Annotated in this window: 22 protein-coding genes; 9 read left to right on the top strand and 13 right to left on the bottom strand. The window is 71.6% G+C overall.

The window, feature by feature from the left end; translation table 11 throughout:
• Positions 1 to 2: 2 nt before the first annotated feature.
• Positions 3 to 1,004 carry a 4-hydroxy-3-methylbut-2-enyl diphosphate reductase gene (locus tag PLP61_RS03710; RefSeq protein WP_324500480.1) on the bottom strand — a complete coding sequence of 334 codons (1,002 nt, stop codon included), beginning with the start codon at positions 1,002 to 1,004 and terminating at the stop codon, positions 3 to 5.
• Between the two features lie 80 nt (positions 1,005 to 1,084).
• Here PLP61_RS03710 and xseA point away from each other — a divergent pair, with 80 nt between their 5' ends.
• Entirely contained in the window at positions 1,085 to 2,329 is a 1,245-nt protein-coding gene (gene xseA / locus PLP61_RS03705) for an exodeoxyribonuclease VII large subunit (RefSeq protein WP_324500478.1), read from the top strand.
• Positions 2,322 to 2,537: an exodeoxyribonuclease VII small subunit gene (locus PLP61_RS03700; RefSeq protein ID WP_324500476.1), complete on the top strand. Its 216-nt coding sequence runs from the start codon at positions 2,322 to 2,324 to the stop codon at positions 2,535 to 2,537. Before xseA ends, PLP61_RS03700 begins: the two co-directional genes overlap by 8 nt.
• A 23-nt stretch (positions 2,538 to 2,560) precedes the next feature.
• Here PLP61_RS03700 and PLP61_RS03695 read toward each other — a convergent pair whose 3' ends face one another.
• Complete coding sequence (locus tag PLP61_RS03695) at positions 2,561 to 3,118, bottom strand: DUF4245 family protein (RefSeq protein WP_324500475.1); 558 nt, start codon at positions 3,116 to 3,118, stop codon at positions 2,561 to 2,563.
• A 112-nt stretch (positions 3,119 to 3,230) separates the two neighbouring features.
• Between PLP61_RS03695 and glpX the strand changes: the two genes are divergently transcribed.
• Positions 3,231 to 4,247 (top strand): class II fructose-bisphosphatase, encoded by a 1,017-nt coding sequence (glpX, locus tag PLP61_RS03690; protein WP_324500473.1) that lies wholly within the window; start codon positions 3,231 to 3,233, stop codon positions 4,245 to 4,247.
• Here glpX and PLP61_RS03685 read toward each other — a convergent pair.
• Positions 4,218 to 5,057 carry an esterase/lipase family protein gene (locus tag PLP61_RS03685; RefSeq protein WP_324500471.1) on the bottom strand — a complete coding sequence of 280 codons (840 nt, stop codon included), beginning with the start codon at positions 5,055 to 5,057 and terminating at the stop codon, positions 4,218 to 4,220. The two genes, glpX and PLP61_RS03685, sit on opposite strands and share 30 nt — an antisense overlap.
• Before the next feature lie 89 nt (positions 5,058 to 5,146).
• Here PLP61_RS03685 and PLP61_RS03680 point away from each other — a divergent pair, with 89 nt between their 5' ends.
• Positions 5,147 to 6,073: an alpha/beta fold hydrolase gene (locus tag PLP61_RS03680; protein ID WP_324500469.1), complete on the top strand. Its 927-nt coding sequence runs from the start codon at positions 5,147 to 5,149 to the stop codon at positions 6,071 to 6,073.
• Positions 6,074 to 6,170: 97 nt separating this feature from the next.
• Here PLP61_RS03680 and PLP61_RS03675 read toward each other — a convergent pair whose 3' ends face one another.
• From PLP61_RS03675 to PLP61_RS03655, 5 genes are all read right to left on the bottom strand, one after another.
• Positions 6,171 to 7,253 (bottom strand): ABC transporter ATP-binding protein, encoded by a 1,083-nt coding sequence (locus PLP61_RS03675; protein ID WP_324500467.1) that lies wholly within the window; start codon positions 7,251 to 7,253, stop codon positions 6,171 to 6,173.
• A gap of 66 nt (positions 7,254 to 7,319) precedes the next feature.
• Positions 7,320 to 9,470 carry an alpha-galactosidase gene (locus PLP61_RS03670; RefSeq protein ID WP_324500465.1) on the bottom strand — a complete coding sequence of 717 codons (2,151 nt, stop codon included), beginning with the start codon at positions 9,468 to 9,470 and terminating at the stop codon, positions 7,320 to 7,322.
• A gap of 74 nt (positions 9,471 to 9,544) precedes the next feature.
• Positions 9,545 to 10,465: a carbohydrate ABC transporter permease gene (locus tag PLP61_RS03665; protein ID WP_324500463.1), complete on the bottom strand. Its 921-nt coding sequence runs from the start codon at positions 10,463 to 10,465 to the stop codon at positions 9,545 to 9,547.
• Positions 10,462 to 11,454 carry a carbohydrate ABC transporter permease gene (locus PLP61_RS03660; protein WP_324500461.1) on the bottom strand — a complete coding sequence of 331 codons (993 nt, stop codon included), beginning with the start codon at positions 11,452 to 11,454 and terminating at the stop codon, positions 10,462 to 10,464. The genes PLP61_RS03665 and PLP61_RS03660 overlap by 4 nt, the downstream gene beginning before the upstream one ends.
• 127 nt (positions 11,455 to 11,581) lie before the next feature.
• A complete protein-coding gene (locus PLP61_RS03655) occupies positions 11,582 to 12,859 on the bottom strand; it encodes an ABC transporter substrate-binding protein (RefSeq protein ID WP_324500459.1) in 1,278 nt (425 codons plus the stop codon).
• A gap of 282 nt (positions 12,860 to 13,141) precedes the next feature.
• Between PLP61_RS03655 and PLP61_RS03650 the strand changes: the two genes are divergently transcribed.
• A complete protein-coding gene (locus PLP61_RS03650) occupies positions 13,142 to 14,173 on the top strand; it encodes a LacI family DNA-binding transcriptional regulator (RefSeq protein WP_324500457.1) in 1,032 nt (343 codons plus the stop codon).
• Positions 14,174 to 14,187: 14 nt separating this feature from the next.
• On the opposite strand, the gene PLP61_RS03645 is transcribed toward PLP61_RS03650, so the two are convergent.
• Complete coding sequence (locus PLP61_RS03645; protein WP_324500455.1) at positions 14,188 to 14,814, bottom strand: DUF1707 SHOCT-like domain-containing protein; 627 nt, start codon at positions 14,812 to 14,814, stop codon at positions 14,188 to 14,190.
• 35 nt (positions 14,815 to 14,849) lie between these two features.
• Here PLP61_RS03645 and PLP61_RS03640 point away from each other — a divergent pair, with 35 nt between their 5' ends.
• From PLP61_RS03640 to PLP61_RS03630, 3 genes are all read left to right on the top strand, one after another.
• Positions 14,850 to 16,550, top strand: coding sequence for a fumarate hydratase (locus tag PLP61_RS03640; protein WP_324500453.1), 1,701 nt, complete (start codon positions 14,850 to 14,852; stop codon positions 16,548 to 16,550).
• An 89-nt stretch (positions 16,551 to 16,639) separates the two neighbouring features.
• The gene (locus PLP61_RS03635) at positions 16,640 to 17,323 is read left to right on the top strand and encodes a spermidine synthase (RefSeq protein ID WP_324500451.1); all 684 of its coding nucleotides are present in this window, start codon (positions 16,640 to 16,642) and stop codon (positions 17,321 to 17,323) included.
• Complete coding sequence (locus PLP61_RS03630; RefSeq protein ID WP_324500449.1) at positions 17,320 to 18,714, top strand: class II fumarate hydratase; 1,395 nt, start codon at positions 17,320 to 17,322, stop codon at positions 18,712 to 18,714. The genes PLP61_RS03635 and PLP61_RS03630 overlap by 4 nt, the downstream gene beginning before the upstream one ends.
• Positions 18,715 to 18,792: 78 nt before the next feature.
• On the opposite strand, the gene PLP61_RS03625 is transcribed toward PLP61_RS03630, so the two are convergent.
• The 3 genes from PLP61_RS03625 to PLP61_RS03615 form a co-directional block, all read right to left on the bottom strand.
• Positions 18,793 to 19,386, bottom strand: a complete 594-nt coding sequence (locus tag PLP61_RS03625) for an aggregation-promoting factor C-terminal-like domain-containing protein (RefSeq protein WP_324500447.1) — start codon at positions 19,384 to 19,386, stop codon at positions 18,793 to 18,795.
• Positions 19,387 to 19,731: 345 nt separating this feature from the next.
• Positions 19,732 to 21,075: an RNA 5'-3' helicase PhoH2 gene (phoH2, locus tag PLP61_RS03620; protein WP_502888935.1), complete on the bottom strand. Its 1,344-nt coding sequence runs from the start codon at positions 21,073 to 21,075 to the stop codon at positions 19,732 to 19,734.
• A 277-nt stretch (positions 21,076 to 21,352) separates the two neighbouring features.
• Positions 21,353 to 22,129, bottom strand: a complete 777-nt coding sequence (locus tag PLP61_RS03615) for an isoprenyl transferase (protein ID WP_324500444.1) — start codon at positions 22,127 to 22,129, stop codon at positions 21,353 to 21,355.
• Positions 22,130 to 22,232: 103 nt separating this feature from the next.
• Here PLP61_RS03615 and trhA point away from each other — a divergent pair, with 103 nt between their 5' ends.
• Positions 22,233 to 22,952 carry a PAQR family membrane homeostasis protein TrhA gene (trhA, locus tag PLP61_RS03610; protein ID WP_324500442.1) on the top strand — a complete coding sequence of 240 codons (720 nt, stop codon included), beginning with the start codon at positions 22,233 to 22,235 and terminating at the stop codon, positions 22,950 to 22,952.
• A 2-nt stretch (positions 22,953 to 22,954) separates the two neighbouring features.
• On the opposite strand, the gene PLP61_RS03605 is transcribed toward trhA, so the two are convergent.
• The gene (locus PLP61_RS03605) at positions 22,955 to 23,323 is read right to left on the bottom strand and encodes an iron chaperone (protein WP_324500440.1); all 369 of its coding nucleotides are present in this window, start codon (positions 23,321 to 23,323) and stop codon (positions 22,955 to 22,957) included.
• Positions 23,324 to 23,461: the final 138 nt, after the last annotated feature.

Below are 23,461 nucleotides of genomic sequence, written 5' to 3'. Positions count from 1 at the left end.
GATCACCCCTGCTGCGCGGCCCGCAGGTCGCGACGCAGCTCGGGGGGCAGGGCGAAGATCAGGCTCTCCTCCGCGCTGTGCACCGCGGTGGCGTCGGGGAAGCCGTGCTCGGCCAGGAAGGCCAGCACACCCTGGACGAGCTCCTCGGGCACCGAGGCACCGGAGGTCACACTGACCCGTCGTACGCCGACCAGCCAGGCCTCGTCGATCTCGCTCGCGTCGTCGACCCGGTGGGCCGCCCGGGCCCCGGCCTCGAGGGCGACCTCCACCAGACGGACCGAGTTCGAGGAGTTGCCGGAGCCGACCACGATGACCAGGTCGGAGTCGCGGGCGATCTCCTTGACCGCCAGCTGCCGGTTCTGGGTGGCGTAGCAGATGTCGTCGCTGGGCGGGTCGAGCAGCTGCGGGAACCGCGCGCGGATGGCGGCCACGGTCTCCATGGTCTCGTCGACGGAGAGCGTGGTCTGCGAGAGCCAGGCGACCTTGGCAGGGTCGCGCACGGTGATCGCGGCGACGTCCTCGGGGCTCTGGACCAGCTGGATGTGCCCCGGTGCCTCACCGGCGGTGCCTTCGACCTCCTCGTGACCGGCGTGGCCGATGAGCAGGATGTCGTAGTCCTCGTGGGCGAACCGCTTCGCCTCGTGGTGCACCTTCGTCACCAGCGGGCAGGTCGCGTCGATCGTCTTCAGCCCCCGCCGCTCCGCCTGCCGGTGCACGTCCGGCGAGACGCCGTGCGCGGAGAACACCACGGTGGCGCCTTCGGGGACCTCCGTCAGCTCCTCGACGAACACCGCCCCGCGCGACTCCAGGTCGGCGACGACGTGCTTGTTGTGCACGATCTGCTTGCGGACGTAGACGGGGGCGCCGTACAGGTCCAGCGCCTTCTCCACGGTGATCACGGCGCGGTCGACGCCTGCGCAGTACCCACGCGGCGCAGCGAGCAGGACGGCCCGCTCGGCCTCGTCGGGGGTGAGGATCGGGGGGGTGCCCAGGTCCATGGTCATGGCCCCACTGTAGTTGGCGGCGGGGTACCCCGGGTCGTGCCGACGACCGGGCTGTCGGTGCCGGGCCCTAGGCTCCCGCTGTGGCCCTCCAGACCTCGCCCGAGCAGCCCGCCCCCGTGCGGCAGATCGCGAACGCGATCGCGGGCTGGGTCGACCGGCTCGGCGCGGTGTGGGTCGAGGGCCAGATCGCCCAGGTCAACCGCAGGCCCGGGGTCGGCACGGTGTTCCTCACCCTGCGCGACAGCGCGGCCGACATCTCGGTGCCCGTGACCTGCTCACGGGTGCTGTTCGACAGCCTGAACCCGCCACTCGTGGAGGGCGCGGGCGTGGTGCTGCACGCCAAGCCGGTCTACTACGCCAACCGGGGCACCCTGTCGCTCGCCGCCCGCGAGATCAGGATGGTCGGGCTCGGTGAGCTGCTGGCCCGCCTGGAGCGCCGTCGTCAGCTGCTCGCCGCCGAGGGGGTGTTCGCGCCCGAGCGCAAGCGGCCGCTGCCCTTCCTCCCCCACCAGGTGGGTCTGGTCGCCGCGCCCGGCTCGGCGGCCGAGCGGGACGTCCTGGAGAACTCCCGCCGGCGGTGGCCCTCGGTCGCGTTCCGGGTCGTCCACGCGGCGATGCAGGGTCCCCGCTCGGCGTCGGAGGTGATCGAGGCGGTGGAGCGGCTGGACCGCGATCCCGACGTGGACGTGATCGTGGTGGCCCGCGGGGGCGGGTCCGTCGAGGACCTGCTGCCCTTCTCCGACGAGGCGCTGGTGCGGGCGGTGCACCGGGCCCGCACCCCGGTGGTCTCCGCGATCGGGCACGAGCAGGACACCCCGCTGCTGGACCTCGTCGCCGACGTGCGGGCCTCGACGCCGACCGACGCTGCCCGTCTCGTGGTGCCCGACATGGCCGAGGAGGTCCGCGGCGTGGCCTGGGCGCGAGAGCGGGTCCGCGCCGTGCTGGACCAGCTCCTCCTCCACGAGCAGGCCGGGCTGGACTCGGTGCGTTCGCGTCCGGCGCTCGCGGATCCCACCAGCCTGGTCGGGGCTCGCTCCGAGGAGGTGGCGCAGCTCCTGACCCGGGCCCGGCGTACCCTCAGCCACGCCCTGGACCGCGCCGCGGACGAGATCGGCCACCAGCGTGCGCGGGCACGGGCGCTCTCGCCGCTGGCGACGCTCCAGCGCGGGTACGCCGTGCTCCAGGACGACCGCGGCCGCGTGGTCACCTCGGTCGGCGAGGTGTCCCCCGGTGAGCCGCTGCGGATCCGGGTCGCCGACGGCCGGGTCCACGCCACCACCGACCGCGTCGAGGCGCTCGACGGAGCAGGAGAGACCCATGGCTGAGAAGCGCAGCACACCGGAGGAACTCGGGTACGAAGCCGCCCGCGACGAGCTCATCGAGGTGGTCCGCAGGCTGGAGGCGGGCGGGGTCACGCTGGAGGAGTCGCTGGCGCTGTGGGAGCGCGGCGAGCACCTGGCCACCGTGTGCCAGCAGTGGCTCGACGGCGCCCGTCGCCGGCTGGAGGAGGCCCGCGGCACGCCGGGCGACTGACCCGGATTCAGGCTGAGCCAGCGTCAGGCCGGGTCGGTGGTGAGGCCGGACACGACCTCGCGGAGATCGGCGTCCGGGGCGGAGCCGTAGACGAGCACGGTCCAGTCGCCCACCTCGGCGGCGTACGCCCGGTCCCCACCGCTGTCACTGAAGGAGCGCCACGTCCCGGCCACCGACCCGTCGACCCGGATCGGGTCGCCCTCGGTGGTGTCCTGGTCGACGTAGGTCTCCAGCAGGTCGCCCAGCGGCTCCACGGACTGCTGGACCCCGACGAAGCCCCCGGTGTCGGTGAGCATCCCGATCCCCCAGTCCCGCTGGTCGCCCCGCGGCACGTCCACGCTCGTGGCGGTCCAGCCGGCCGGCAGGGCCCGTGGGTAGACCGGGCGCTGGCCCGTCTCCTGCAGCGCGACCACGGCCGCGCGGTAGTCGACGGGGTCGGGGTGCACCTCGAGATCGGTGCGGTTCAGCGCCCGGAGCAGCACGAAGGCGGTGATCACCACCAGTGTGATCACCAGAGCACCGATCAGGCCGCCGGTCGACCGCTGGTAGCGGGCGGGGCGTTCAGGAGTCGGCTGGCTCACGGGAGCGATTCTCACAGGTGACCGGTCACCGGCCCGGGCCGCCCCGCTCCCGGCTCGGTCTCAGGTTTCCCCCGCGCTGACGGTGCGGAGCCGTGATGGCTACGATCAGGTCATGACCGGCATCGAGGACGACCTCCCCCCGACAGAGCGCCCCGACCGCAACCTGGCGATGGAACTCGTGCGGGTCACCGAGGCCGCTGCGATGGCGGCGGGCCGCTGGGTGGGCCGCGGCGACAAGAACGGCGCGGACGACGTGGCGGTCAAGGCGATGCGCTACACGATCTCGGGCATCGGGATGGCCGGCACCGTGGTCATCGGCGAGGGCGAGAAGGACAACGCCCCGATGCTCTACAACGGTGAGCAGGTCGGGGACGGCACCGGCCCCGAGTGCGACGTGGCCGTGGACCCGATCGACGGCACCACGCTGACCGCCAAGGGGATGAACAACGCCATCGCCGTGCTGGCGGTGGCCCCCCGCGGCTCGATGTACGACCCGTCCGCGGTGTTCTACATGGAGAAGCTGGTCACCGGCGCCGAGGCCGCCGACGTGGTCGACATCCGCCACTCGGTCGCCGAGAACATCCGACGAGTCGCGCGGGCCAAGGGCTCCACCACCCAGGACGTCACCGTCGTCCTGCTCGACCGCCCGCGGCACGAAGAGCTGGTGCGCGAGATCCGGGCGACCGGCGCGCGGATCAAGTTCATGGTCGACGGCGACGTCGCCGGCGCCATCATGGCCGCCCGCCACGACACCGGCATCGACCTGCTGCTCGGGATCGGCGGCACCCCGGAGGGCATCATCGCCGCCTGCGCCATCAAGGCCATGGGCGGCGTGATCCAGGCCCGGCTGTGGCCCCGCCACGACGAGGAACGCCAGAAGGCGCTGGACGCGGGTCATGACCTCGACCCGTACCACATCCTGACCACCGACGACCTGGTCACCGGGGACGACTGCTTCTTCGCCGCGACGGGGATCACCGACGGCGAGCTGATGCGGGGCGTGCGCTACCGCGCGGGTGGCGCGACCACCCACTCGCTGGTGATGCGCTCGCACAGCGGCACGATCCGCTCGATCACCTCCGAGCACCGGCTGGAGAAGCTACGCTCCTACGCCTCGGTGCAGTTCTGACCCGTCGCGGCTGACCGAGGGCGACCGGTCCCGCAGCAGTGCCACCACGTGGTCGCGTACGCGCGGGTCCACGGCCATCCCGATGTGCGAGGTGGTGACCTCCACGGCCACCGCCGGCGGGTCGAGGCAGGCGCGCCAGTCGACGACCCCGTCACGCCGGGAGTAGATCACGGCGAATCCCATCCCCGCAGGTACGGGCCGGCGGGACTCCTCGAAGCTCTGGCGCGCGCAGGTGCCGGCCACGCACTCCTCCGACATCAGCCCGGGCAGCCCCGCCCTGCTCAGCCGCACCAGCGCCTCCACTCCGGCCGAGATCCCGAGATGGTGCGCCCCGGGGGCCTGGATGGGGCTCCCCATCGTGATGATCCCCTCGATCAGGTCGGGCCGGCGCGTCGCAAGCGCCCGGGCCAGCAGGCCGCCGAGGCTGTGCCCGACCAGCTGGACCCTCTGTCCCCGGCGGAGGACGATCGCCTCGATCCGCCGCTCCAGCAGGATGGTCGCGTCCACGGTGCACCCGACGTTGGCGTGGATGTGCGAGCGGTAGGTGCGGAACCCCTGCTGGCGCAGTGACCGGGCCAGCAGCGTCAGGCTCCCGTCGCCGGCCATGAACCCGGGGACCAGCACGACCGGGAGGCCGGAGCGGTCGGCCTGTCGCACGGCCAGGGGGAGGCCACGACGGTCACGGTGCTCGGCGCGCTGGCGCACGACGTACCGAGCGCCCTCGGTGAGGACGCTGGCCTCGCGGAGCACCGCGGCCACGTGCGGCCGGGCGAAACCCTGCGGCTGGAGGAACGGCGCCAAGGGTCCCATGGGGGGACCTTACGGTGTCGGCGACGAAAACATGCGCAATTACCCCACCCGACTTCCGGATCCGGCGGCCGACGGGGTTGACTGTGCCCATGTCGTCAGCAGCGGAGCCGGTCCCGTCGGTGGTGGTCTCGGAGGAACTGTTCGCCCCGGTCAGCCCGGGGATCGAACTGTGCTACCAGACGTTCGGCGACCCCGGTGACGACCCGCTGCTCCTGGTGATGGGCCTGGGCGGCCCGATGAACTGGTGGCACCCCGACCTCTGCTCGCTGCTGGCCGCCCGCGGCTTCTTCGTGGTCCGGTTCGACAACCGGGACGTGGGCCGCTCCACCAAGATCGGTGGGCGGGTCAAGCGGTCGGCGCTGGTCCGGGCCTTCGCCGGCCGAGGAGGTCGCCCGCCGTACACGCTGACCGACATGGCCCACGACGCCTTCGGCCTGCTCGACCACCTCGGCATCCAGGCCGCGCACGTGGTGGGCGTGTCGATGGGCGGGATGATCGTCCAGACGATGGCCGTGGAGAAGCCCGAGCGGATCAGGTCCCTCACCAGCATCATGTCGACCAGCGGCAAGCGGTCGGTGGGGTGGCAGCACCCCAAGCTCCTGCCGATCCTGCTGGCACCGCGCGGCCCGGGCCGCAAGGCGTACGCCGAGACGTCGGCGCGGCTGTGGCAGATGATCGGCTCGCCGGCCTACCCCACCGACCACGAGGAGATCCTGGCCCGGGCCGAGGAGACCTGGGACCGGGGGTTCAGCGCCAACGGGGTGATGCGGCAGATGCTGGCGATCCTCAACCAGCCCAACCGCAGCCTGCGGCTGCGCAGCCTGACGATGCCGACGCTCGTGGTGCACGGGCTGTCCGACCACATGGTCCACGTATCGGGCGGGCGGGCGACCGCAGCAGCCATCCCCGGGGCGGAGCTGCTGCTGGTCGAGGGCATGGGCCACGACCTGCCGCGCGCGCTGTGGGGCACGTTCGTCGACGCGATCCGCCACACAGCCGACCGCGCCACCCGCTGACCCGTCACCTACGGTGGGCGACCCGTCACAAATGGCGGCGGATCAGGCGATGACACCTCGCCATTTGTGACGGGTCAGCGGTGGGTCGGGTCGGCGGTCAGTCGGAGAGCCGCAGTCCGGTGTCGGTCTCGAAGACGTGCACGTTGGCGGGGTCGGTCATCACGTAGACCGTGTCGCCCTTGCGGACGTGCTGCCGCGCCGACACCCGGATGGTCACGCTGGACGGGGTCCCCTCGACGCCGCAGGTGCCGTAGACGTAGCCGTCCGCGCCCAGCTCCTCCACGAGCGTCACGTCGACCGGCAGACCGCCCTCCTGGGCGGTCACCATCCGCCACGCCTCGGGCCGCACGCCGATGGTGATGTTGCCCTTCATCTTCGCGGCCGCGGCCGGGTCGACCGCGACGTTGTACTCGCCGATGTAGGCCTTGCCGTCGCGGACGCGTGCCTCCATCAGGTTCATCTGCGGCGAGCCGATGAAGCCGGCGACGAAGAGGTTGACCGGCTTGTCGTAGAGCTTCAGCGGCGTGTCGACCTGCTGGAGCTCACCGAGCATCATCACCGCGACCCGGTCGCCCATGGTCATGGCCTCGATCTGGTCGTGGGTGACGTAGACCGTGGTCACGCCGAGGTCGCTCTGCAGCTTGGCGATGTCGGTGCGGGTCTGCACGCGCATCTTCGCGTCCAGGTTCGACAGCGGCTCGTCCATGCAGAACACCTGCGGGCTGCGGACGATCGCGCGGCCCATGGCCACCCGCTGCCGCTGGCCGCCCGACAGCGCCTTGGGCTTGCGCTCCAGGAACTCGGTGAGCCCGAGGATCTTGGCCGCCTCCTCGACCCGCTGCTGCCGCTCGGCCGTGGGCACCTTGGCCATCTTCAGCGCGAAGCCCATGTTCTCGGCCACGGTCATGTGCGGGTACAGCGCGTAGTTCTGGAAGACCATCGCGATGTCGCGGTCCTTGGGCGGCAGGTGGGTGATGTCGCGGTCGCCGATGAAGATCTTGCCGGCGTTGACCTCCTCCAGGCCGGCCAGCATCCGCAGCGTGGTGGACTTGCCGCACCCGGACGGTCCGACGAGGACCATGAACTCCCCGTCGCCGATCTCGAGGTCGATGCCCGGGACCGTCGGGGTGTCGTTCCCCGGGTACCACCGTTGGGCCTTCTCGAACGTGACTGTGGCCATGACTGACTGCTCCCTCCACCGGCAGGTACGTGCCGGACGATCCGTCGTGAAGTGACTGCCCTCACGCTAGCGGCTCCCTGTGGCGCTGTCGACGCTGCTGCGCGTGACGTGCACCAACGTCGCGGTCTCCGGGCGGCAGCGCGGCATCCAGAACCCCCGCACCTCCAGGGCCCGCCCGGTGACCAGCCGACCCTGGGTGGGTCCGGCCTCGGGGAGGGCCGGCGCCATCGAGACCTCGAACGGGATCACCGGCCCTTCCCACGCCAGCGCGTAGGCGGCCTCGGGGTCCAGCCCCGGCACGCGGACCTGCACCCCCCGGTTGTGGGCCGACTCGTCCAGCTGGACGTGCGCGAGCAGCGCCTCGTCCCGGGACGGCGAGACCACGCCGTGCAGCAGCACGGTCGGGTCGCTGGACTCCGGGCGCACCACCCGCCCACTGTGCAGGAGCGGCCGCAGCCGCTGGTACCTCCGCACCCACACCGCCAGCCGGTCGAGGTCGTCCTGGGTGGCGGCGGTGAGGTCCCACTCGATGCCGAACGCCCCGAAGAGCGCGGTCGCGGCGCGGAAGTCCAACGACAGCGTGCGCCAGGTCGTGTGCGACACCGGCGAGGAGATGTGCGCACCGAGGTACTCCGGCGCCACCAGCTGCACGGTCCAGCGCTGGATCTGCTGCCGGGCCAGCGCGTCGGTCATGTCCGAGGTCCACACCCGCTGCACCCGCTCGAGCACACCCAGGTCGATCCGGCCGCCGCCGGAGGCGCAGGACTCCCAGGCGACGTGCGGGTGCGCGGCTCGCAGCCGGTCCAGCAGCCGGTAGTAGGCGAGGGTCTGCTCGCGGGCCGCGGGGGCCCCACCCCGGCCCGCGGTGCCGGCCTCCAGCAGGTCTCGGTTGTGGTCCCACTTCACGTAGTCGATGGGGTACGTCGAGAGCAGGTCGTGCATCCGGTCGAAGAGGAAGTCGGTGACCTCGGGACGGCTGAGGTCCAGCACCAGCTGGTTCCGGTGCAGCAGCGGCACCCGGTCCCCGGTCGCCAGGATCCAGTCAGGGTGCTCGCGGTAGAGGTCGGAGTCAGGGTTGACCATCTCCGGCTCGAACCACAGGCCGAACTCCATGCCCAGGCCGCGCACGTGCTCGACCAGGGGGGTCAGCCCCTCGGGCAGCACGTCGGGGTCGACCCACCAGTCCCCCAGGCCGGCCGTGTCGTCACGTCTCCCCCGGAACCAGCCGTCGTCCAGCACGAAGCGCTCGACCCCGACCGAAGCGGCCCGGTCGGCGATGCCGGCCAGCCGATCCGGCTTGAGGTCGAAGTAGACGGCCTCCCACACGTTGAGCGTCACCGGCTGCTGCGCCGGATGTGCCGCCAGCCCGCGCTGGTAGGTGTGCCACACCGCGGCGAGGCCGTCGAGCCCATCCTCGGCGGCCGCGAAGTAGACCCAGGGGCTCTGGTAGGTCTCGCCGGTGCCGAGCGCCACCTCACCGGGCTGCAGCAGCTCGCCGCCGCCGAGCGTGGTGCCGGTGGCCGCGCTGCGCTCGAGGCGGAGCACGCTGTTGCCGCTCCAGGCGACGTGCGCCGCGAGCACCTGGCCCCGGGTGGTGGTGAACCCCGGGCTCCCCAGCACCAGCATGGTGGCGGAATCGAGTCCGGGGCGCCCGCCCCGGGACTCCCGCAGCCAGAGCCCGTCGGTGACGGGGTGCCGCTGCGGCGTCCGCTCCCGCTCGTGCCTGCCGGTGAAGTCGAGGGCCTCGGTGAGATCGTCCGCGACCGGCAGGACCACCTCGAGCCCCTCCACGACGTACCAGCCCGGCGCCGTGTTCGTGACGCTGCACCGCCCGCGCAGGGCGCCTCCGGGCACGCCCTCCAGCTCCACCAGGAGCTTCAGACCCGCCGCGACGTCGGAGGCGGCTACCTGAAGACGGTCCGTCTCGACGTCCACCCGGTCCACGACGAACCGGGTGCTCCAGCCCAGCCCCGTGGCCAGTCCCCCACCCTCGGGAGAGACGCGGTGGCCGCGCAGGTGCGGCCGGGTGTACCGGCCGTGCGCATGCTCGCCCAGCAGCGGCGTGCCGGGCCCCTTGGGCAGCAGGGGAACGGCACCGTCGAGGTCCGCCGCGCCGTCGACGTACCCGGTCCACAGCACGGTCGGGAGCCCGGCGTCGGTGAGCTCGAGCTCGACTGCGGTGTGGCCACCGCCGCCGGCCGGGGCGGGGAACAGCATGGGCCCTCCTCGGGCAGCGTCGCCGGGGACGCCCGCGCCGGACCGGGACCGGCACGGGCGTCGGCCCGTGGGGGTCAGCCCTTGACAGCTCCCGCGGTGAGGCCTCGGACGAAGAACCGCTGCAGCGCGAGGAACACCGCGATCGGCACGATCATCGTGAAGAAGCCACCCGCGGTGGTGAGGTTCCAGCCTTGGCCCAGCTGGCCCTTGAGGTGGGTCAGCGCCACGGTCACGGGCTCGTTCTCACCCGGGCCGATGAAGACCAGCGCGACCAGCAGGTCGTTCCACACCCACAGGAACTGGAAGATCGCGAACGCCGCCAGCGCCGGCACCGACATCGGAAGGATCAGCCGGAAGAAGGTCTGGTAGTGGCTGGCACCGTCGATCTTCGCCGACTCGATCACGGTCCGGGGCAGCGTGGCCATGTAGTTGCGCAGGATGTAGATCGCCAAGGACATGCCGAACCCGATGTGGGCCAGCCACACCGCCGGGAAGGTCCCGCTCATGCCGAGGTTGCCGTAGATCTTCGACAACGGCACGAAGGCCACGTAGTTGGGGACCACGAGCAGGCTGACGATGGCCAGGAACAGGAAGTCGCGGCCCCAGAACTCCATGAACGTGAAGGCGTACGCCGCGAACGCGGCGATCAGGATCGGGATGAACGTCGCGGGCAGCACGATCGCGAACGAGTTGATGAACGCGTCACCCATGCCCTTCCCGACCAGCGCCTCGTGGTAGTTCTCGAGGGTGAAGTCCTTGATGTAGGAGGGCTGGGTGAACACCTGCCACCAGCCGCTGGACTCCGCCTGCTCCAGCGGCCGGAACGAGGTGATGAAGGTGCCCAGCACGGGGATGAACCAGGCCAGGCACAAGACGGTCAGCACCAGCTTGGTCGCCCACCCCGCCTTCGCGGGGTTGGCGTCGAAGTGGGTGGCCTTGCGCTTCTGCTTGGTCTCCGTGGCGGTGACGGGGGGAACCTGTGCGGTGCTGCTCATGCCGCAGCCTCCTCGGCCTTGAAGTGCCGGACCTGGTAGATCATGATCGGGATCACCGCGATCATCAGCATGACCACGATCGCTGACGCGGTCCCGTTGTTGAAGTACGTGCTGAACTGGTTGTAGAACTCGTTGCCGACGACGTTGGTGTTGAAGTTGCCGTTGGTCATCACGTAGATGATGTCGAAGATCTTCATCACGGTGATCAGCACGGTGATGAACACGGTGATGATCGTGCCCTTGATCTGGGGGATCACCACCCGGAAGAAGATCTGCCACTCGTTGGCACCGTCGATGCGGGCCGCCTCCAGGGTGTCGACCGGGACGCCCTTGACCGCGGAGGACAGCAGCACCATCGAGAAGCCGACCTGGGCCCACAGCAGCACCACCATCAGCATGAAGCTGTTGAAGTGGAGCTGGCTCTGCTCGAGCCAGGCGACCGGGGCGTGGCCGAAGGCGGTGACGATCGCGTTGAGGAGGCCGATCTGGGGCTGACCCTCGGGCCGGGTCTCGTAGACGAAGTTCCAGACCGTCGCGGCACCGATGGCGCTGATGGCCATCGGCAGGAAGATGATCGTCTTGCTGAACTTCTCTCCCCGCGGGCTGAGCCGGTCGGCCAGCGTCGCCACCGCGAGCCCGATCACGATGCAGGCGGCCGGCACCACCAGCATCCACAGGAACGTGTTGTAGATGGTGCTCCGGAACGCCGGGTCGCTGAGCAGCTTGGTGTAGTTGTCGGTCCCGACCCACTCGGTCCCGATGTCGTTCTGGAAGCTGGCGATCACCGACTGGATCGTCGGCCAGATCAGGTAGACCGTGATCGCGAGGTACGCCGGCAGGATGTACAGGTAGGGCTTGATCCGGTCCTCGTTGCGACCGGGCAGGAGCTCGGCGAGCTTGTTGAGCACCCAGTAGAGCGCCAGCGCGATGCCGATGCCGGCCACCACCGCCAGCACCGCGTTGATCAGCTTGATGGTGATGTCGGTCATGGGCAGCACCTTTCCGTGGCCACATGCGGCAGGTCAATCACCCCGGCCGGATTCGAAGCCGGGCGGTGGGTCCGGGCGGGAGCGCACCGACGGGGGCTGCTCCCGCCCGGACCGTGTCATCGTCAGGTCAGCTGGGCCAGCTGTTGTCGATGTTCTTCAGCGTGGTGTCCAGGTCCTGCTGTCCGGAGATCCACGCGGTCATCTCCTTCCAGAACGAACCCGCACCGACCTCGCCCGGCATCTGGTCGGAGCCGTCGAAGAGGAACGTGGTGGCGTTGTAGCCCACGTCGGCCACCTGCCGGGTGATCTCATTGGGGTACAGGCTCATGTCGAAGTCCTTGTGCGGCGAGATGAACGAGCTGTTCGGCGCCGCGTCGTTGCCGATGTCGGTCTCCGACAGGTACCCCATGACCTTCTTGGCGTTGTCGCTGTCGCTCATCAGCACCCCGAGGTCACCGCCACCGAGCACGGGCTTCTGGTCCTCGGTCGCCCACGGGAACCCGAAGACGCCCACGTTCGTGTCAAGGTCGCTGGTCGTGCTGTCGGGGAAGAACCCGGTGATGAAGCTGCCCTGCTTGTACATCCAGCACTTGGGCGGGTCCTCGAACATCGGGTTGCCGGCGGTGCCGAAGTTGGTGCTCGAGATCGCCTTCTGGCCACCGAGCACGTTGCCCTCGGTGAACATCAGCTCCTCGAACTCCTTGGCCGCCTGCCTGACCACGTCGGAGTCGAACGGGATCTCGTGGGTGACCCACTGGTTGTACACGTCCGGGCCGCCGTACTTCATGATCAGCTCTTCGAACCAGTCGGTGGCCGGCCAGCCGGTGGCGGTGTCGGACTCGATGCCCATGCACCACGGGGTGTTGCCGTCCTTCTTCATCTGGTCGGTGAGCGCGTTGAGCTGGTCGATGGACTCGGGCGCGGTGTAGCCGGCCTTCTCCCAGGCGGGCTTGTTGTACCAGACCAGGCTCTTGATGTTCATCGAGATCAGCAGGCCGTAGAGCTTGCCGTCGACGGTTCCGGCGTCCAGGGTGCCGGGGACCATGCTCGACTGCAGCGCGCTCATGTCGACCACGTCGTCGAGGGGGTACGCCGCGCCGCGCCGGACGATGTCGGCGACCACACCGGGCTGCGGGATCATCGCGATGTCGGGGGCGTCGTTCGCCTGGATCTTGGTCATGATCAGCTGGTTGATGTTCTCGACGCGCTGCCAGTCGATCTTGATGCCGTCGGCGTCGGCCTTGGCCTTGACGGCCTTCTCCAGGCCGTCCGAGACGGGCTGGTCGACGCTTGTCCAGACCGTGACCGTGTCGCTGCCGCCGCCTCCGTCGTCACCGCTGGACAGGCAGCCGGTGGCCGTGAGCGCGAGCGCCGCGGTCACGCTGAGCGCTGCCACCCGGCGCATGGAACTCCTTGCCATTGCGATTTCTCCCTACCTCGCATCGACGGCCGCGCGGGTGGCCTCACACACCGGCCAACGCGGCCCTGCTGTGCTGCTCCGCGTGTGCGTTCGTCGGTCCCGGAGGGTGGCGATCGTCACGCAAACGCTTGCGTGCAAGCCTGCTGCACCCGCACACTGCAAGTCAATGCCCCACGTCACACCGCGAGGTTGCGACTGTGCAACGGTTGGACGTCGAGGGCGCGCCAGGAGGAGGTGAGCACGCTGCCGCAGAGGCACCAACTCACCATGGCCGACGTCGCCGCCCGGGCCGGGGTGTCGACCGCCACCGTGTCGCGTGCCCTGCGCGACCTGCCCGGAGTCAGCGACCAGACGCGCCGCCGGATCAAGACGATCGCCGAGGAGATGGCCTACGTCGTTTCCCCAGAGGCGTCCGCGCTCGCCAAACGGGTCACCGGCCGGGTGGCCGTTGTCCTCCCGCGCGCGGACATCTGGTTCTACGCGACGATGCTGGCCAGCATCAACCGGGTGCTCACCGACGCGGGCCTCGACGTCCTGCTCTACCAGGTCGACGGCGTCGAGCAGCGCACCCGGTTCTTCCGCGAGCTGCCGGCGCGCCGCAAGGTGGACGCACTCGTGCTGGTCGCGCTACCCGTCCTGCACCACGAGGCGTCCAGGCTCGGGCTGATGCGCGTGCACGTGGTGGTGGCGGGCGGGCAGATCGGGCAGCACCCCCACGTGCGGGTGGACGACGCGGCGGTGGCCGCCACTGCCGTGGGACACCTGACCCGGCTGGGTCACCGCCGGATCGGCATGATCCGCACCAGCGACACCGAGGGCACCTACTGGTCCTCCGACGCCGAGCGCAGTCGCGGCTACCGGGAAGCCCTGCTGGCCGCCGGGCTCGAGCCCGACCCGGCGTACGTCGTGACCCGGCCCTTCGGCATCGAGGCCGGCGCCAGCGGGATGGCGGCTCTGCTCGACCTGCCCGAGCCACCCACCGCCGTCTTCGCCTTCTCCGACGAGATCGCCCTCAGCGCGACGCACGAGCTGCACACCAGGGGCCTGCGGGTGCCCGAGGACGTGTCGGTGATCGGCGTGGACGGGCACCCCCTGGCCGGCGTGTTCGGTCTCGACACGGTGGACCAGTCGGTGGCCGAGCAGGGCCGGCTCGCGGGCGAGATGGCGCTGGCTCTGGTGTCCGGCGACGAGCTCTCCCGCCACCACGTCGTCGTGCCCACCCGGCTGGTGCTCCGGGGCTCCACGAGCGCCCCGGGGGCCGGGCGCCGCCGAGACCCGCTGCGCGCGGTCGAGCACTGACGCGCGACTCGGCCTCAGTCCGCCGGCTCCCCCGGCTCTCGAGCCCGGCGGACCACGGTCACCCCCGACATCAGGGCCAGCCCCTTCACGCGCACCACCGGAGAGTCCGGCGTGACCCGGGCCGGCACCTTGTCACGACCCTGGGTGAACTCGCCCATCACCCCGACGCCGTCCACGATCACGTGCGTGCGCTCGTCGACGATGACGTCCACGCCGGCCATCACAGCGCCCACCCGGATGGTGGTCTCCTGAGCCATGAAGCTGGCCTCGCGCAGGTCCAGCCGCACCGACCCCATGACCGCGAGCACCGCGTGCTCCTCGGGCACCTGCCAGGCGCCGTGGCGCACGCACTCCGACATCAGCGCGAAGGACCGCGCGTGGGTCGCCGCCGGCACCGGGGCCGCCCGGCGCGGCACCGGGGGCTGCGCGCCGGGGCCGGGCCGTTCGGGCAGGTCGATCGTGATCGGCACCAGGTCGGCGTAGGTCTTGGCGGCGTAGGTGGCCTCCAGGCGCTGGTCGAGCTCGTCGAGGTCGATGCGCCCCTCGCCCGCGGCGGCGCGCAGCACCTCGGCGACGTGGTTGCGGTCGGTGTCGGAGATGCGCAGCAGCGACGGGTCGGGAGGTTCGAGCTCTCCAGCCATGACGCCAGCGTAGTGGGCTGGACTAGCCTCTGAGTGTGACGACCAGCCCCTCGACCGACCCCGAGTTCCGCTACTCCGACCTGCTGCCGACCGGGCCGGACGACACGCCGTACCGGCTGGTGACCACGGAGGGGGTGTCCACGTTCGAGGCCGACGGCCGGACCTTCCTGCGGGTCTCACCGGACGCGATCCGACGGCTCACCGCCGAGGCGATGCACGACATCGCCCACTACCTGCGACCTGCGCACCTGGCCCAGCTGCGGCGGATCATCGACGACCCGGAGGCCTCCGGCAACGACCGGTTCGTGGCGCTCGACCTGCTGAGGAACGTCAACATCTCTGCCGGCGGGGTGCTGCCGATGTGCCAGGACACCGGCACCGCCATCGTGATGGGCAAGAAGTCCGAGGGGGTGCTGACCGGCGTCGACGACGGCGAGGCGATCTCGCATGGCGTGTTCGACGCCTACACCCGGCTGAACCTGCGCTACTCCCAGCTCGCACCGCTGACGACGTACGAGGAGCGGAACACCGGCACGAACCTGCCGGCCCAGATCGAGCTCTACTCCACGCCCGACCACGACGGCACCCCGGCGTACAAGTTCCTGTTCATGGCCAAGGGGGGCGGCTCGGCCAACAAGTCCTTCCTCTTCCAGGAGACCAAGGCGGTGCTGAACCCCGAGCGGATGCTCGGCTTCCTGGACGAGAAGATCCGTTCGCTCGGCACGGCCGCGTGCCCGCCGTACCACCTCGCGGTGGTGATCGGCGGCACGTCCGCGGAGTTCGCGCTGAAGACCGCGAAGTACGCCTCGGCGCACTATCTCGACCACCTGCCGACGTCGGGCTCGATGGCGGCGCACGGCTTCCGCGACCTCGAGCTGGAGCAGCAGGTCGTCGAGCTGACGCGCTCCTTCGGCATCGGGGCGCAGTTCGGTGGCAAGTACTTCTGCCACGACGTCCGGGTGGTGCGGCTGCCGCGGCACGGCGCGTCGTGCCCGGTCGCGATCGCGGTCTCCTGCTCGGCCGACCGGCAGGCGCTGGGCAAGATCACGGCGGAGGGAGTGTTCCTCGAGCAGCTGGAGACTGATCCGGCACGGTTCCTGCCCGACACGACCGAGGCGCACCTGATCGAGGGCGGCGAGGTGGTCGCGATCGACCTGAACCGGCCGATGCCGGAGATCCTCGCCGAGCTCAGCCGGCACCCGGTGAAGACCCGGCTGTCGCTGACCGGACCACTGGTGGTCGCGCGAGACATCGCGCACGCCAAGATCAAGGAGCGGCTGGACGCCGGCGAGCCGATGCCGGCGTACCTGCGCGACCACGCGGTCTACTACGCCGGGCCGGCCAAGACGCCGGCCGGGATGCCCTCGGGGTCCTTCGGGCCCACCACGGCCGGGCGGATGGACTCCTACGTCGAGCAGTTCCAGGCCGCGGGCGGCTCGATGGTGATGCTGGCGAAGGGCAACCGCTCGCGTGCCGTGACCGAGGCCTGCGCGGCGCACGGAGGGTTCTACCTCGGCTCGATCGGCGGCCCGGCCGCGCGGCTCGCGCAGGACTGCATCAGGTCGGTGGCGGTGCTGGAGTACCCCGAGCTGGGCATGGAGGCGGTCTGGAAGATCGAGGTCGAGGACTTCCCCGCCTTCATCGTCGTCGACGACAAGGGCAACGACTTCTTCGCCGACCCGGGTGGTGCGGTGACGGTGCCGCTGTCGGGGCTCCGGGTCCGCTCGGCCGAGTAGGCGCCGCCGGGCCGCGCGCCCCGCACAACGTCGTACGGACGGAGCCGAGGTCGGCTCCGTCCGTGTGACGTCCTGGGATGCTGGTGGCCATGGAGTACGTCGAGCTCGGCCGTGCCACGTCCCCGCGCGGGGAGCTGGTGCTGCGCGAGCGGCGCGCCGAGCGGGGTCCCGGGGTCGTCGAGCTGCGGGCCAACGGGGTCTACGTGATGGACAGCGCGGAGACCGGGACCGAGCAGGCCCTCGCCGCCACCGCCCTGGCGCTGGTCGAGGAGCCTCGCGAGGTGCTGGTGGGCGGGCTCGGCCTGGGCTTCACCATGCACGCCGTGCTCGCCGACGCCCGCGTCCACCGGTGCACCGTGGTGGAGATCGAGCCCGCCCTGGTCGGCTGGATGCGGGACGGGACCGTCCCGCACGGCCCCGGGTTCCTCGCCGACCGGCGGCTGCGGCTGGTGGTGGCCGACGTCGGGCAGGCCCTCGCCGAGGCGGGGGCGGCGTCGTACGACCTGGTGCTGCTCGACGTCGACAACGGCCCGGGCAACCTGGTGCACACCGCCAACGCCTCGCTGTACGACGTGCCGTTCCTGCGCATCGTCCGTCACGTGCTCCGGCCGGGCGGCGTCGCCGTGGTGTGGTCCGCCGCGCGGGCGCCCGGGCTCGAGCAGGCGATGGGCCAGGTGTTCGACACCACCGAGGAGCGGGCCCTCGACGTGCGGCTGCAAGGACGGGCGGAGCAGTACTGGCTCTACGTCGCGCGGGTAACCTCGAAGGGATGAGCACGCAGCCGGCAGCACGCACGGAGCACGACTCGATGGGGGCGGTGGAGGTCCCCGCGGATGCCCTGTGGGGGGCCCAGACCCAGCGTGCGGTGGAGAACTTCCCGGTCAGCGGCACCCGGCTGGAGCCTGGGCTGGTGCACGCCCTCGGCCTGGTGAAAGCAGCAGCCGCCCGGGTCAACGGTCAGCTGGGCGTGCTGGACCGCGCGACGGCGGAGGCGGTCGAACGGGCGGCCGAGGAGGTCGCCGCCGGACGCCACGACGCGCACTTCCCCGTCGACGTCTTCCAGACCGGCTCCGGCACGAGCAGCAACATGAACGCGAACGAGGTGATCGCGCGGCTCGCCACGGAGCGCACCGGCACCCCGGTCCACCCCAACGACGACGTCAACGCCGGGCAGTCCTCCAACGACATCTTCCCCACGGCGCTCCACGTCGCCGCGACGGTGGCGGTGACCGGGGACCTGCTCCCCGCCCTGGCCACCCTGCGCGACAGCCTGCGGTCGAGGGCCGACGAGTACGCCGACGCGGTCAAGGCCGGCCGCACCCACCTGATGGACGCCACCCCGCTGACCTTCGGCCAGGAGCTGGGCGGGTACGCCGCCACCGTGGAGCGGGCCGCGGAGCGGCTGCAGGCCGTGCTGCCGCGAGTGCGCGAGCTGCCGCTGGGCGGTACCGCGGTCGGCACCGGCCTGAACGCGGTCCCCGGGTTCGCCGCCGCGGTCATCGCGGACCTCGACCGGCGTACCGGCGCCGGGTTCACCGAGGCCCGCGACCACTTCGAGGCCCAGGGCACGCGCGACTCGCTGGTCGAGCTGAGCGGGGTGCTGCGCACGATCGCGGTGGGCCTGACCAAGATCAGCAACGACCTGCGCTGGCTGGCCAGCGGGCCGGCGACCGGCCTCGCCGAGATCCACCTGCCCGATCTCCAGCCCGGGTCGAGCATCATGCCCGGAAAGGTCAACCCGGTGGTCCCGGAGGCCACGCTGATGGTGTGCGCCCAGGTGGTGGGCAACGACGCCACGGTGGCCTGGGCCGGCGCCGCCGGCAGCTTCGAGCTCAACACGATGATGCCCGTGCTGGCACGCAACCTCCTGGAGTCGGTCCGGCTGCTCGGCGCGGCCGCGCGGCTGCTGGCCACCCGGTGCGTCGACGGCCTCACCGCCGACCGCGCGCGGATGCGCGCCTACGCGGAGTCCTCCCCGTCGGTGGCCACCGGGCTCAACCGCCACCTCGGGTACGACGCCGTCGCCGCCGTGGTGAAGCGGGCTCGCGCGGACGGGACCACGATCCGAGAGGCCGTGCTCGCCCAGGGGCACCTGGAGCGCGGCGAGATCACCCGGGAGGAGCTGGACGAGGCCCTGGACGTGGACCGGATGACCGGCCGGTGACCGGCTCCGCCCCGCACGACGTCCTCCGGACGGAGCAGACGTCGGCTCCCCCCGCATGGCGTCCGCCGGGTGGGTGGGTCAGTACCAGCCGTGGCCCTGCTTGAACGACCACGCGCCGCAGGGAGTGCCGTAGCGCTCGGCGATGTAGCCGAGACCCCACCGGATCTGGGTGACCGGGTTGGTCGCCCAGTCGGCCCCGGCCGAGGCCATCTTCGACCCCGGCAGCGCCTGCGGGATGCCGTACGCCGAGGAGGTCGGGTTGTCCGCGTCGACCCGCCAGCCGCTCTCGCCGACGTACAGCGGGTCCAGGCAGGCGAACTGGTCGGCGGAGAAACCGAACTCCGGCAGCAGCGCCATCGCGATGGTGCGCGGGTCCGCGCCCGACAGGTCCTCGGTGTGCGCGACCGCCGGCCTCGGGTCGGTGGACAGCGTGGCCGCCTTGGCCGGGTCGGTGCTGGTCCGCTGGTCGGAGCGGGAGACCGTCTCCTCACGCGCGGCCGGCTGCTCGACGGTCGTGCCGGTCTGGGGCCGCAGGCCCAGCCGCGGCACCGGCACGGAGACGTCGGCGCTCACCTCGCTGAGCGCGTCGGCGGCCGCCGGCAGTGCCGGGTCGCCGGACAGGACCCCTCCGGACACCACGACGCCGGTCGCAGCCGCCGCCACGGAGGTCATCACGACCCCGGTGCGCAGCGCCTTCGCGGGCCCGCGCCGGGGCGCCGCGTGCGCGCCGGCATGGGTACGACGGGCGGGAGCACGCCGTGCAGGGACCGACGCTTTGTGCTTTGACACAGAGGGACCTAGGGGCTCGACAGCGGGGGCAGCGACCGCTCCTCATCCCCGGGGACCCAACCCAGGTCACGAAACGGTCACGGAACACCTTGGCCGAGTGATCGGCCTGGTGCAAACCGAACACGGGTTTTCGCACGCGAGTCTCGTCACATCACCGCCCGTTCAGCCCCATGGACCACACCAGCCACTCGTGCCACAGGCGGTCCAGACGGCCCGCGCCGGAGGCGGTCAGAGTGCGACGTTCTCGAGCATCTCCGTGACCAGGGCGGCGATCGGCGAGCGCTCGGACCGGGTCAGCGTGACGTGCGCGAACAGCGGGTGGCCCTTGAGCTTGTCCACCACCGCCACCACCCCGTCGTGCCGGCCCACCCGCAGGTTGTCGCGCTGGGCCACGTCGTGGGTGAGCACCACCTTGGAGTTCGCACCGATCCGGGAGAGCACGGTCAGCAGCACGTTGCGCTCCAGCGACTGGGCCTCGTCGACGATCACGAAGGCGTCGTGCAGCGACCGGCCGCGGATGTGCGTGAGCGGCAGCACCTCGAGCATCCCGCGCTCGAGCACCTCCTCGATGACCTCCCGTGAGGTGACCGCACCCAGGGTGTCGAACACGGCCTGGGCCCAGGGCGACATCTTCTCCGACTCCGACCCGGGCAGGTACCCCAGCTCCTGCCCGCCGACGGCGTACAGGGGGCGGAAGACCACCACCTTCTGGTGCTGGCGGCGCTCCATCACCGCCTCCAGCCCCGCACACAGGGCCAGCGCGGACTTGCCGGTGCCGGCGCGGCCGCCCAGGGACACGATGCCGACCTCGGGGTCCAGCAGCAGCTCCAGCGCCACCCGCTGCTCCGCCGAGCGCCCGTGGATGCCGAACGCCTCGCGGTCGCCACGCACGAGGTGGACCAGCTTGTCGGGACCCACCCGGCCCAGGGCGGTGCCGCGGTCGGAGACCAGGACCAGGCCCGAGTGGCAGGGCAGGTCGCGGGCCTCGGCCAGCGCGAGCGTCCCGTCCGCGTAGAGCTCGTCGAGCTCCGCCGCAGTGAGGTCGAGCTCGGCCATCCCCGTGTACCCGACCTCGGGGTCCGAGCCGGAGCCGCCCTGCTCGGCGGCGTACTCCTCGGCGGCCAGACCCACCGCGGAGGCCTTGATCCGCAGCGGCAGGTCCTTGGAGACCAAGGTGACGTCGCGACCCTCGTCGGCGAGGTTGCGGGCCACCGCCAGGATCCGGGTGTCGTTGTCGGCCAGCCGGAACCCCGAGGGCAGGGCGGCCGCGTCGGTGTGGTTCAGCTCCACGCGCAGGGTGCCGCCCTGCTGCCCGACCGGGACGGGCTCGTCCAGGCGCCCGTGGGTGACCCGCAGGTCGTCGAGGGCGCGCAGGGCGGTGCGGGCGAAGTAGCCCAGCTCGGGGTGGTGCCGCTTGCCCTCCAGCTCGGTGATCACGACCACCGGGAGCACGACCTCGTGCTCGGCGAACCGTCCCAGCGCCCCGGGGTCTGCCAGCAGCACGCTGGTGTCCAGGACGAAGGTGCGGACGGTGCCGGGCACGGGGGCGGTCCGGGCTGGATCCTGGGACACGACCGACACGGGCTTCCCCTCACCGGCCGGCGCGCGCACCCTCGCCCCGGCCCTCGTTCACGCAGACGGACCGGGATCACGCCCGGGGGCCGGAGTGCCGGCTCCCCAGCACACGGCCGCGGGCCGTGCGGTGCACTCGTGAGCTCTCACGAAAGGGGCCTCCCGATACGGTGAGCTTCCCCACTCACCGTTGCCCGCGAACGTACGACGCGAGCCGGGCCGATCCGGGGCGACACGCCCGACCGCGAGGTGAAGTGCTGGTGACTTCTGGACCGGCTCAGCTGCCGAAGCGGCGCTCGCGCGCGGCGTAGGCCCGGATCGCGCGCAGGAAGTCCACCTTGCGGAAGTCCGGCCACAGGGCCTCGCAGAAGTAAAACTCGCTGTGCGCGCTCTGCCAGAGCAGGAAGCCGCCGAGGCGCTGCTCGCCGGAGGTGCGGATGACCAGGTCGGGGTCGGGCTGTCCTTTGGTGTACAGGTGATCGGCGATGTGCTCCGGGTCGACCACCTCGGCCAGCTCCTCGATCGTGCGCCCCTCGGCGGCCTGCTCGAGAAGCAGCGAGCGGACCGCGTCCGCGATCTCCCGGCGCCCGCCGTACCCGACGGCGATGTTGACCAGGAGCCCGTCGACGTCGCGGGTGGCGTCCTCTGCGGCCTTGAGCCGTTCCGCGGTGGAGGCGGGGAGCAGGTCGAGAGCGCCGACCGGGTGCAGCCGGTAGCGGTGCGTGCGCACCAGGGAGTCCACCGCACCCTCGATGACGTTCAGCAGGCCGGCCAGCTGGTCGGGCGGCCGGTTGAGGTTATCGGTGGACAGCAGCCAGAGCGTGACGACCTCGACGCCCACCTCCTCGCACCAGCCCAGGAGGGGATGGATGTGGTCCGCGCCGGCCTGGTAGCCCTCGGCGGTCTCCGCGCCGACGGACTTGGCCCAGCGCCGGTTGCCGTCCAGCATCACCCCCACGTGCTTGGGAATGCGGTCGGCCGGCAGCCCCTTGACGACGCGGGCCTCGTAGGCCGGGTAGAGCACCCGTCGCACCGCGTCCTTCCACCTGGCCACCAGACGATCGTATCCGCCGCAAGCCTCGGGCGAGGCCTGGACGCGGCCACCCGATCCGCCGTGGCCGGGCGCGTCGCTGGGGGCGTCCCGTACCTTGGTGTCCATGAACGACCTCCTCCGCGGCCGGGTCGAGGACCTGCACGAGCAGCTGGACGGCGTGCTCGCCGAGGTCAAGCCGCGGCTGCGCGGGTGGCTGCACGCCGCCACGGCCCCGCTGACGCTGGCCGCGGGGATCGTGCTGATCGCGCTGTCCCCCGACGCACCGACGCGCACCGGGTCGGCCATCTACGCCGCCTCGGCCCTGCTGCTGTTCACGGTCTCCGCGGTCTACCACCGGGGGCACTGGTCACCGCGGGTGCACCGTTTCCTGGCCCGCTTCGACCACGCGAACATCTTCCTGCTCATCGCCGGCTCCTACACCCCGTTCAGCCTGCTGCTGCTGCACGGTCGCGACCGGGTCGTGATGCTCACCGTGGTGTGGGTGGGGGCCGCCGTCGGGGGCCTGTTCCGGATCTTCTGGATCACCGCGCCGCGCTGGCTCTACACCGCGATCTACATCGCCCTCGGCTGGGCGGCGGTCGCCTACCTCGGCGAGTTCGCCGCCGGCGCCCGCCAGCTCGGTGTCGGCGTCGGCACGGCGGTGCTCGTGCTGGTGCTGGTCGGCGGGGCGCTCTACACGCTCGGCGGCGTCGTGTACGGCTTCCGGCGCCCCGACCCGTGGCCGCGCTGGTTCGGCTTCCACGAGGTGTTCCACTCCTTCACGATCCTCGCCTTCGTCACCCACTACGTGGGGGTCTCGCTGGCGACGTACTCGCTGCGCTGAGGCTAGGCCTCCAGCTCGGCCCGGCGGGCCCGCACCAGCGAGACGACCAGGTCCGCGGGTAGCGGGTGCTCGGGCGTGAAGCGGATCGCGCCCTTCGAGGTGCCCCAGCCGGTGAGCCGCTCGGCGTGGGCTCCGATCACCTCGGGGCTGAACGGCAGGTAGGACAGGTGCGAGGTCGCGGCGGAGAAGCCGGCGAGCGGGCGGCCGTGCAGCCGGAAGGCCGGCGCCCCGTAGCTGATCCCGCGCTCGGCGTCCGGCGCGGCCGCCGCGATCTGGTCGCGCAGGGTCTCGAGGGCGGCCCGCTGGGGATCGGGAAGGGCGGCGAGGTAGGCGTCGAACCGGTCGATCTCACTGTGGTCGGGTGCGGGCATGGTGCCTCCTCAGAGGTCCTCTGGTCGGGTCACGGGACGGGCGCACACCTGACGATGGCAGACGTACGCCGCGGGTCGGCCGTCGACGGGCGTGCGACCGACGAGCAGGGGGATGTCGCTGCGCGGCCCGTCGGCCAC

This window comes from Nocardioides sp., from assembly GCF_035429765.1.
GTDB lineage: Bacteria > Actinomycetota > Actinomycetes > Propionibacteriales > Nocardioidaceae > Nocardioides.
This window is presented reverse-complemented; position numbering and strand designations above follow the sequence as displayed.

Coding starts and splice junctions, on each gene's coding strand:
- PLP61_RS03710 (WP_324500480.1), bottom strand. CDS start 1,004: ATGACCATGGACCTGGGCACCCCCCCGATCCTCACCCCCGACGAGGCC.
- PLP61_RS03700 (WP_324500476.1), top strand. CDS start 2,322: ATGGCTGAGAAGCGCAGCACACCGGAGGAACTCGGGTACGAAGCCGCC.
- glpX (WP_324500473.1), top strand. CDS start 3,231: ATGACCGGCATCGAGGACGACCTCCCCCCGACAGAGCGCCCCGACCGC.
- PLP61_RS03685 (WP_324500471.1), bottom strand. CDS start 5,057: ATGGGACCCTTGGCGCCGTTCCTCCAGCCGCAGGGTTTCGCCCGGCCG.
- PLP61_RS03680 (WP_324500469.1), top strand. CDS start 5,147: ATGTCGTCAGCAGCGGAGCCGGTCCCGTCGGTGGTGGTCTCGGAGGAA.
- PLP61_RS03675 (WP_324500467.1), bottom strand. CDS start 7,253: ATGGCCACAGTCACGTTCGAGAAGGCCCAACGGTGGTACCCGGGGAAC.
- PLP61_RS03670 (WP_324500465.1), bottom strand. CDS start 9,470: ATGCTGTTCCCCGCCCCGGCCGGCGGCGGTGGCCACACCGCAGTCGAG.
- PLP61_RS03665 (WP_324500463.1), bottom strand. CDS start 10,465: ATGAGCAGCACCGCACAGGTTCCCCCCGTCACCGCCACGGAGACCAAG.
- PLP61_RS03660 (WP_324500461.1), bottom strand. CDS start 11,454: ATGACCGACATCACCATCAAGCTGATCAACGCGGTGCTGGCGGTGGTG.
- PLP61_RS03655 (WP_324500459.1), bottom strand. CDS start 12,859: ATGCGCCGGGTGGCAGCGCTCAGCGTGACCGCGGCGCTCGCGCTCACG.
- PLP61_RS03650 (WP_324500457.1), top strand. CDS start 13,142: ATGGCCGACGTCGCCGCCCGGGCCGGGGTGTCGACCGCCACCGTGTCG.
- PLP61_RS03645 (WP_324500455.1), bottom strand. CDS start 14,814: ATGGCTGGAGAGCTCGAACCTCCCGACCCGTCGCTGCTGCGCATCTCC.
- PLP61_RS03635 (WP_324500451.1), top strand. CDS start 16,640: ATGGAGTACGTCGAGCTCGGCCGTGCCACGTCCCCGCGCGGGGAGCTG.
- PLP61_RS03630 (WP_324500449.1), top strand. CDS start 17,320: ATGAGCACGCAGCCGGCAGCACGCACGGAGCACGACTCGATGGGGGCG.
- PLP61_RS03625 (WP_324500447.1), bottom strand. CDS start 19,386: ATGACCTCCGTGGCGGCGGCTGCGACCGGCGTCGTGGTGTCCGGAGGG.
- trhA (WP_324500442.1), top strand. CDS start 22,233: ATGAACGACCTCCTCCGCGGCCGGGTCGAGGACCTGCACGAGCAGCTG.
- PLP61_RS03605 (WP_324500440.1), bottom strand. CDS start 23,323: ATGCCCGCACCCGACCACAGTGAGATCGACCGGTTCGACGCCTACCTC.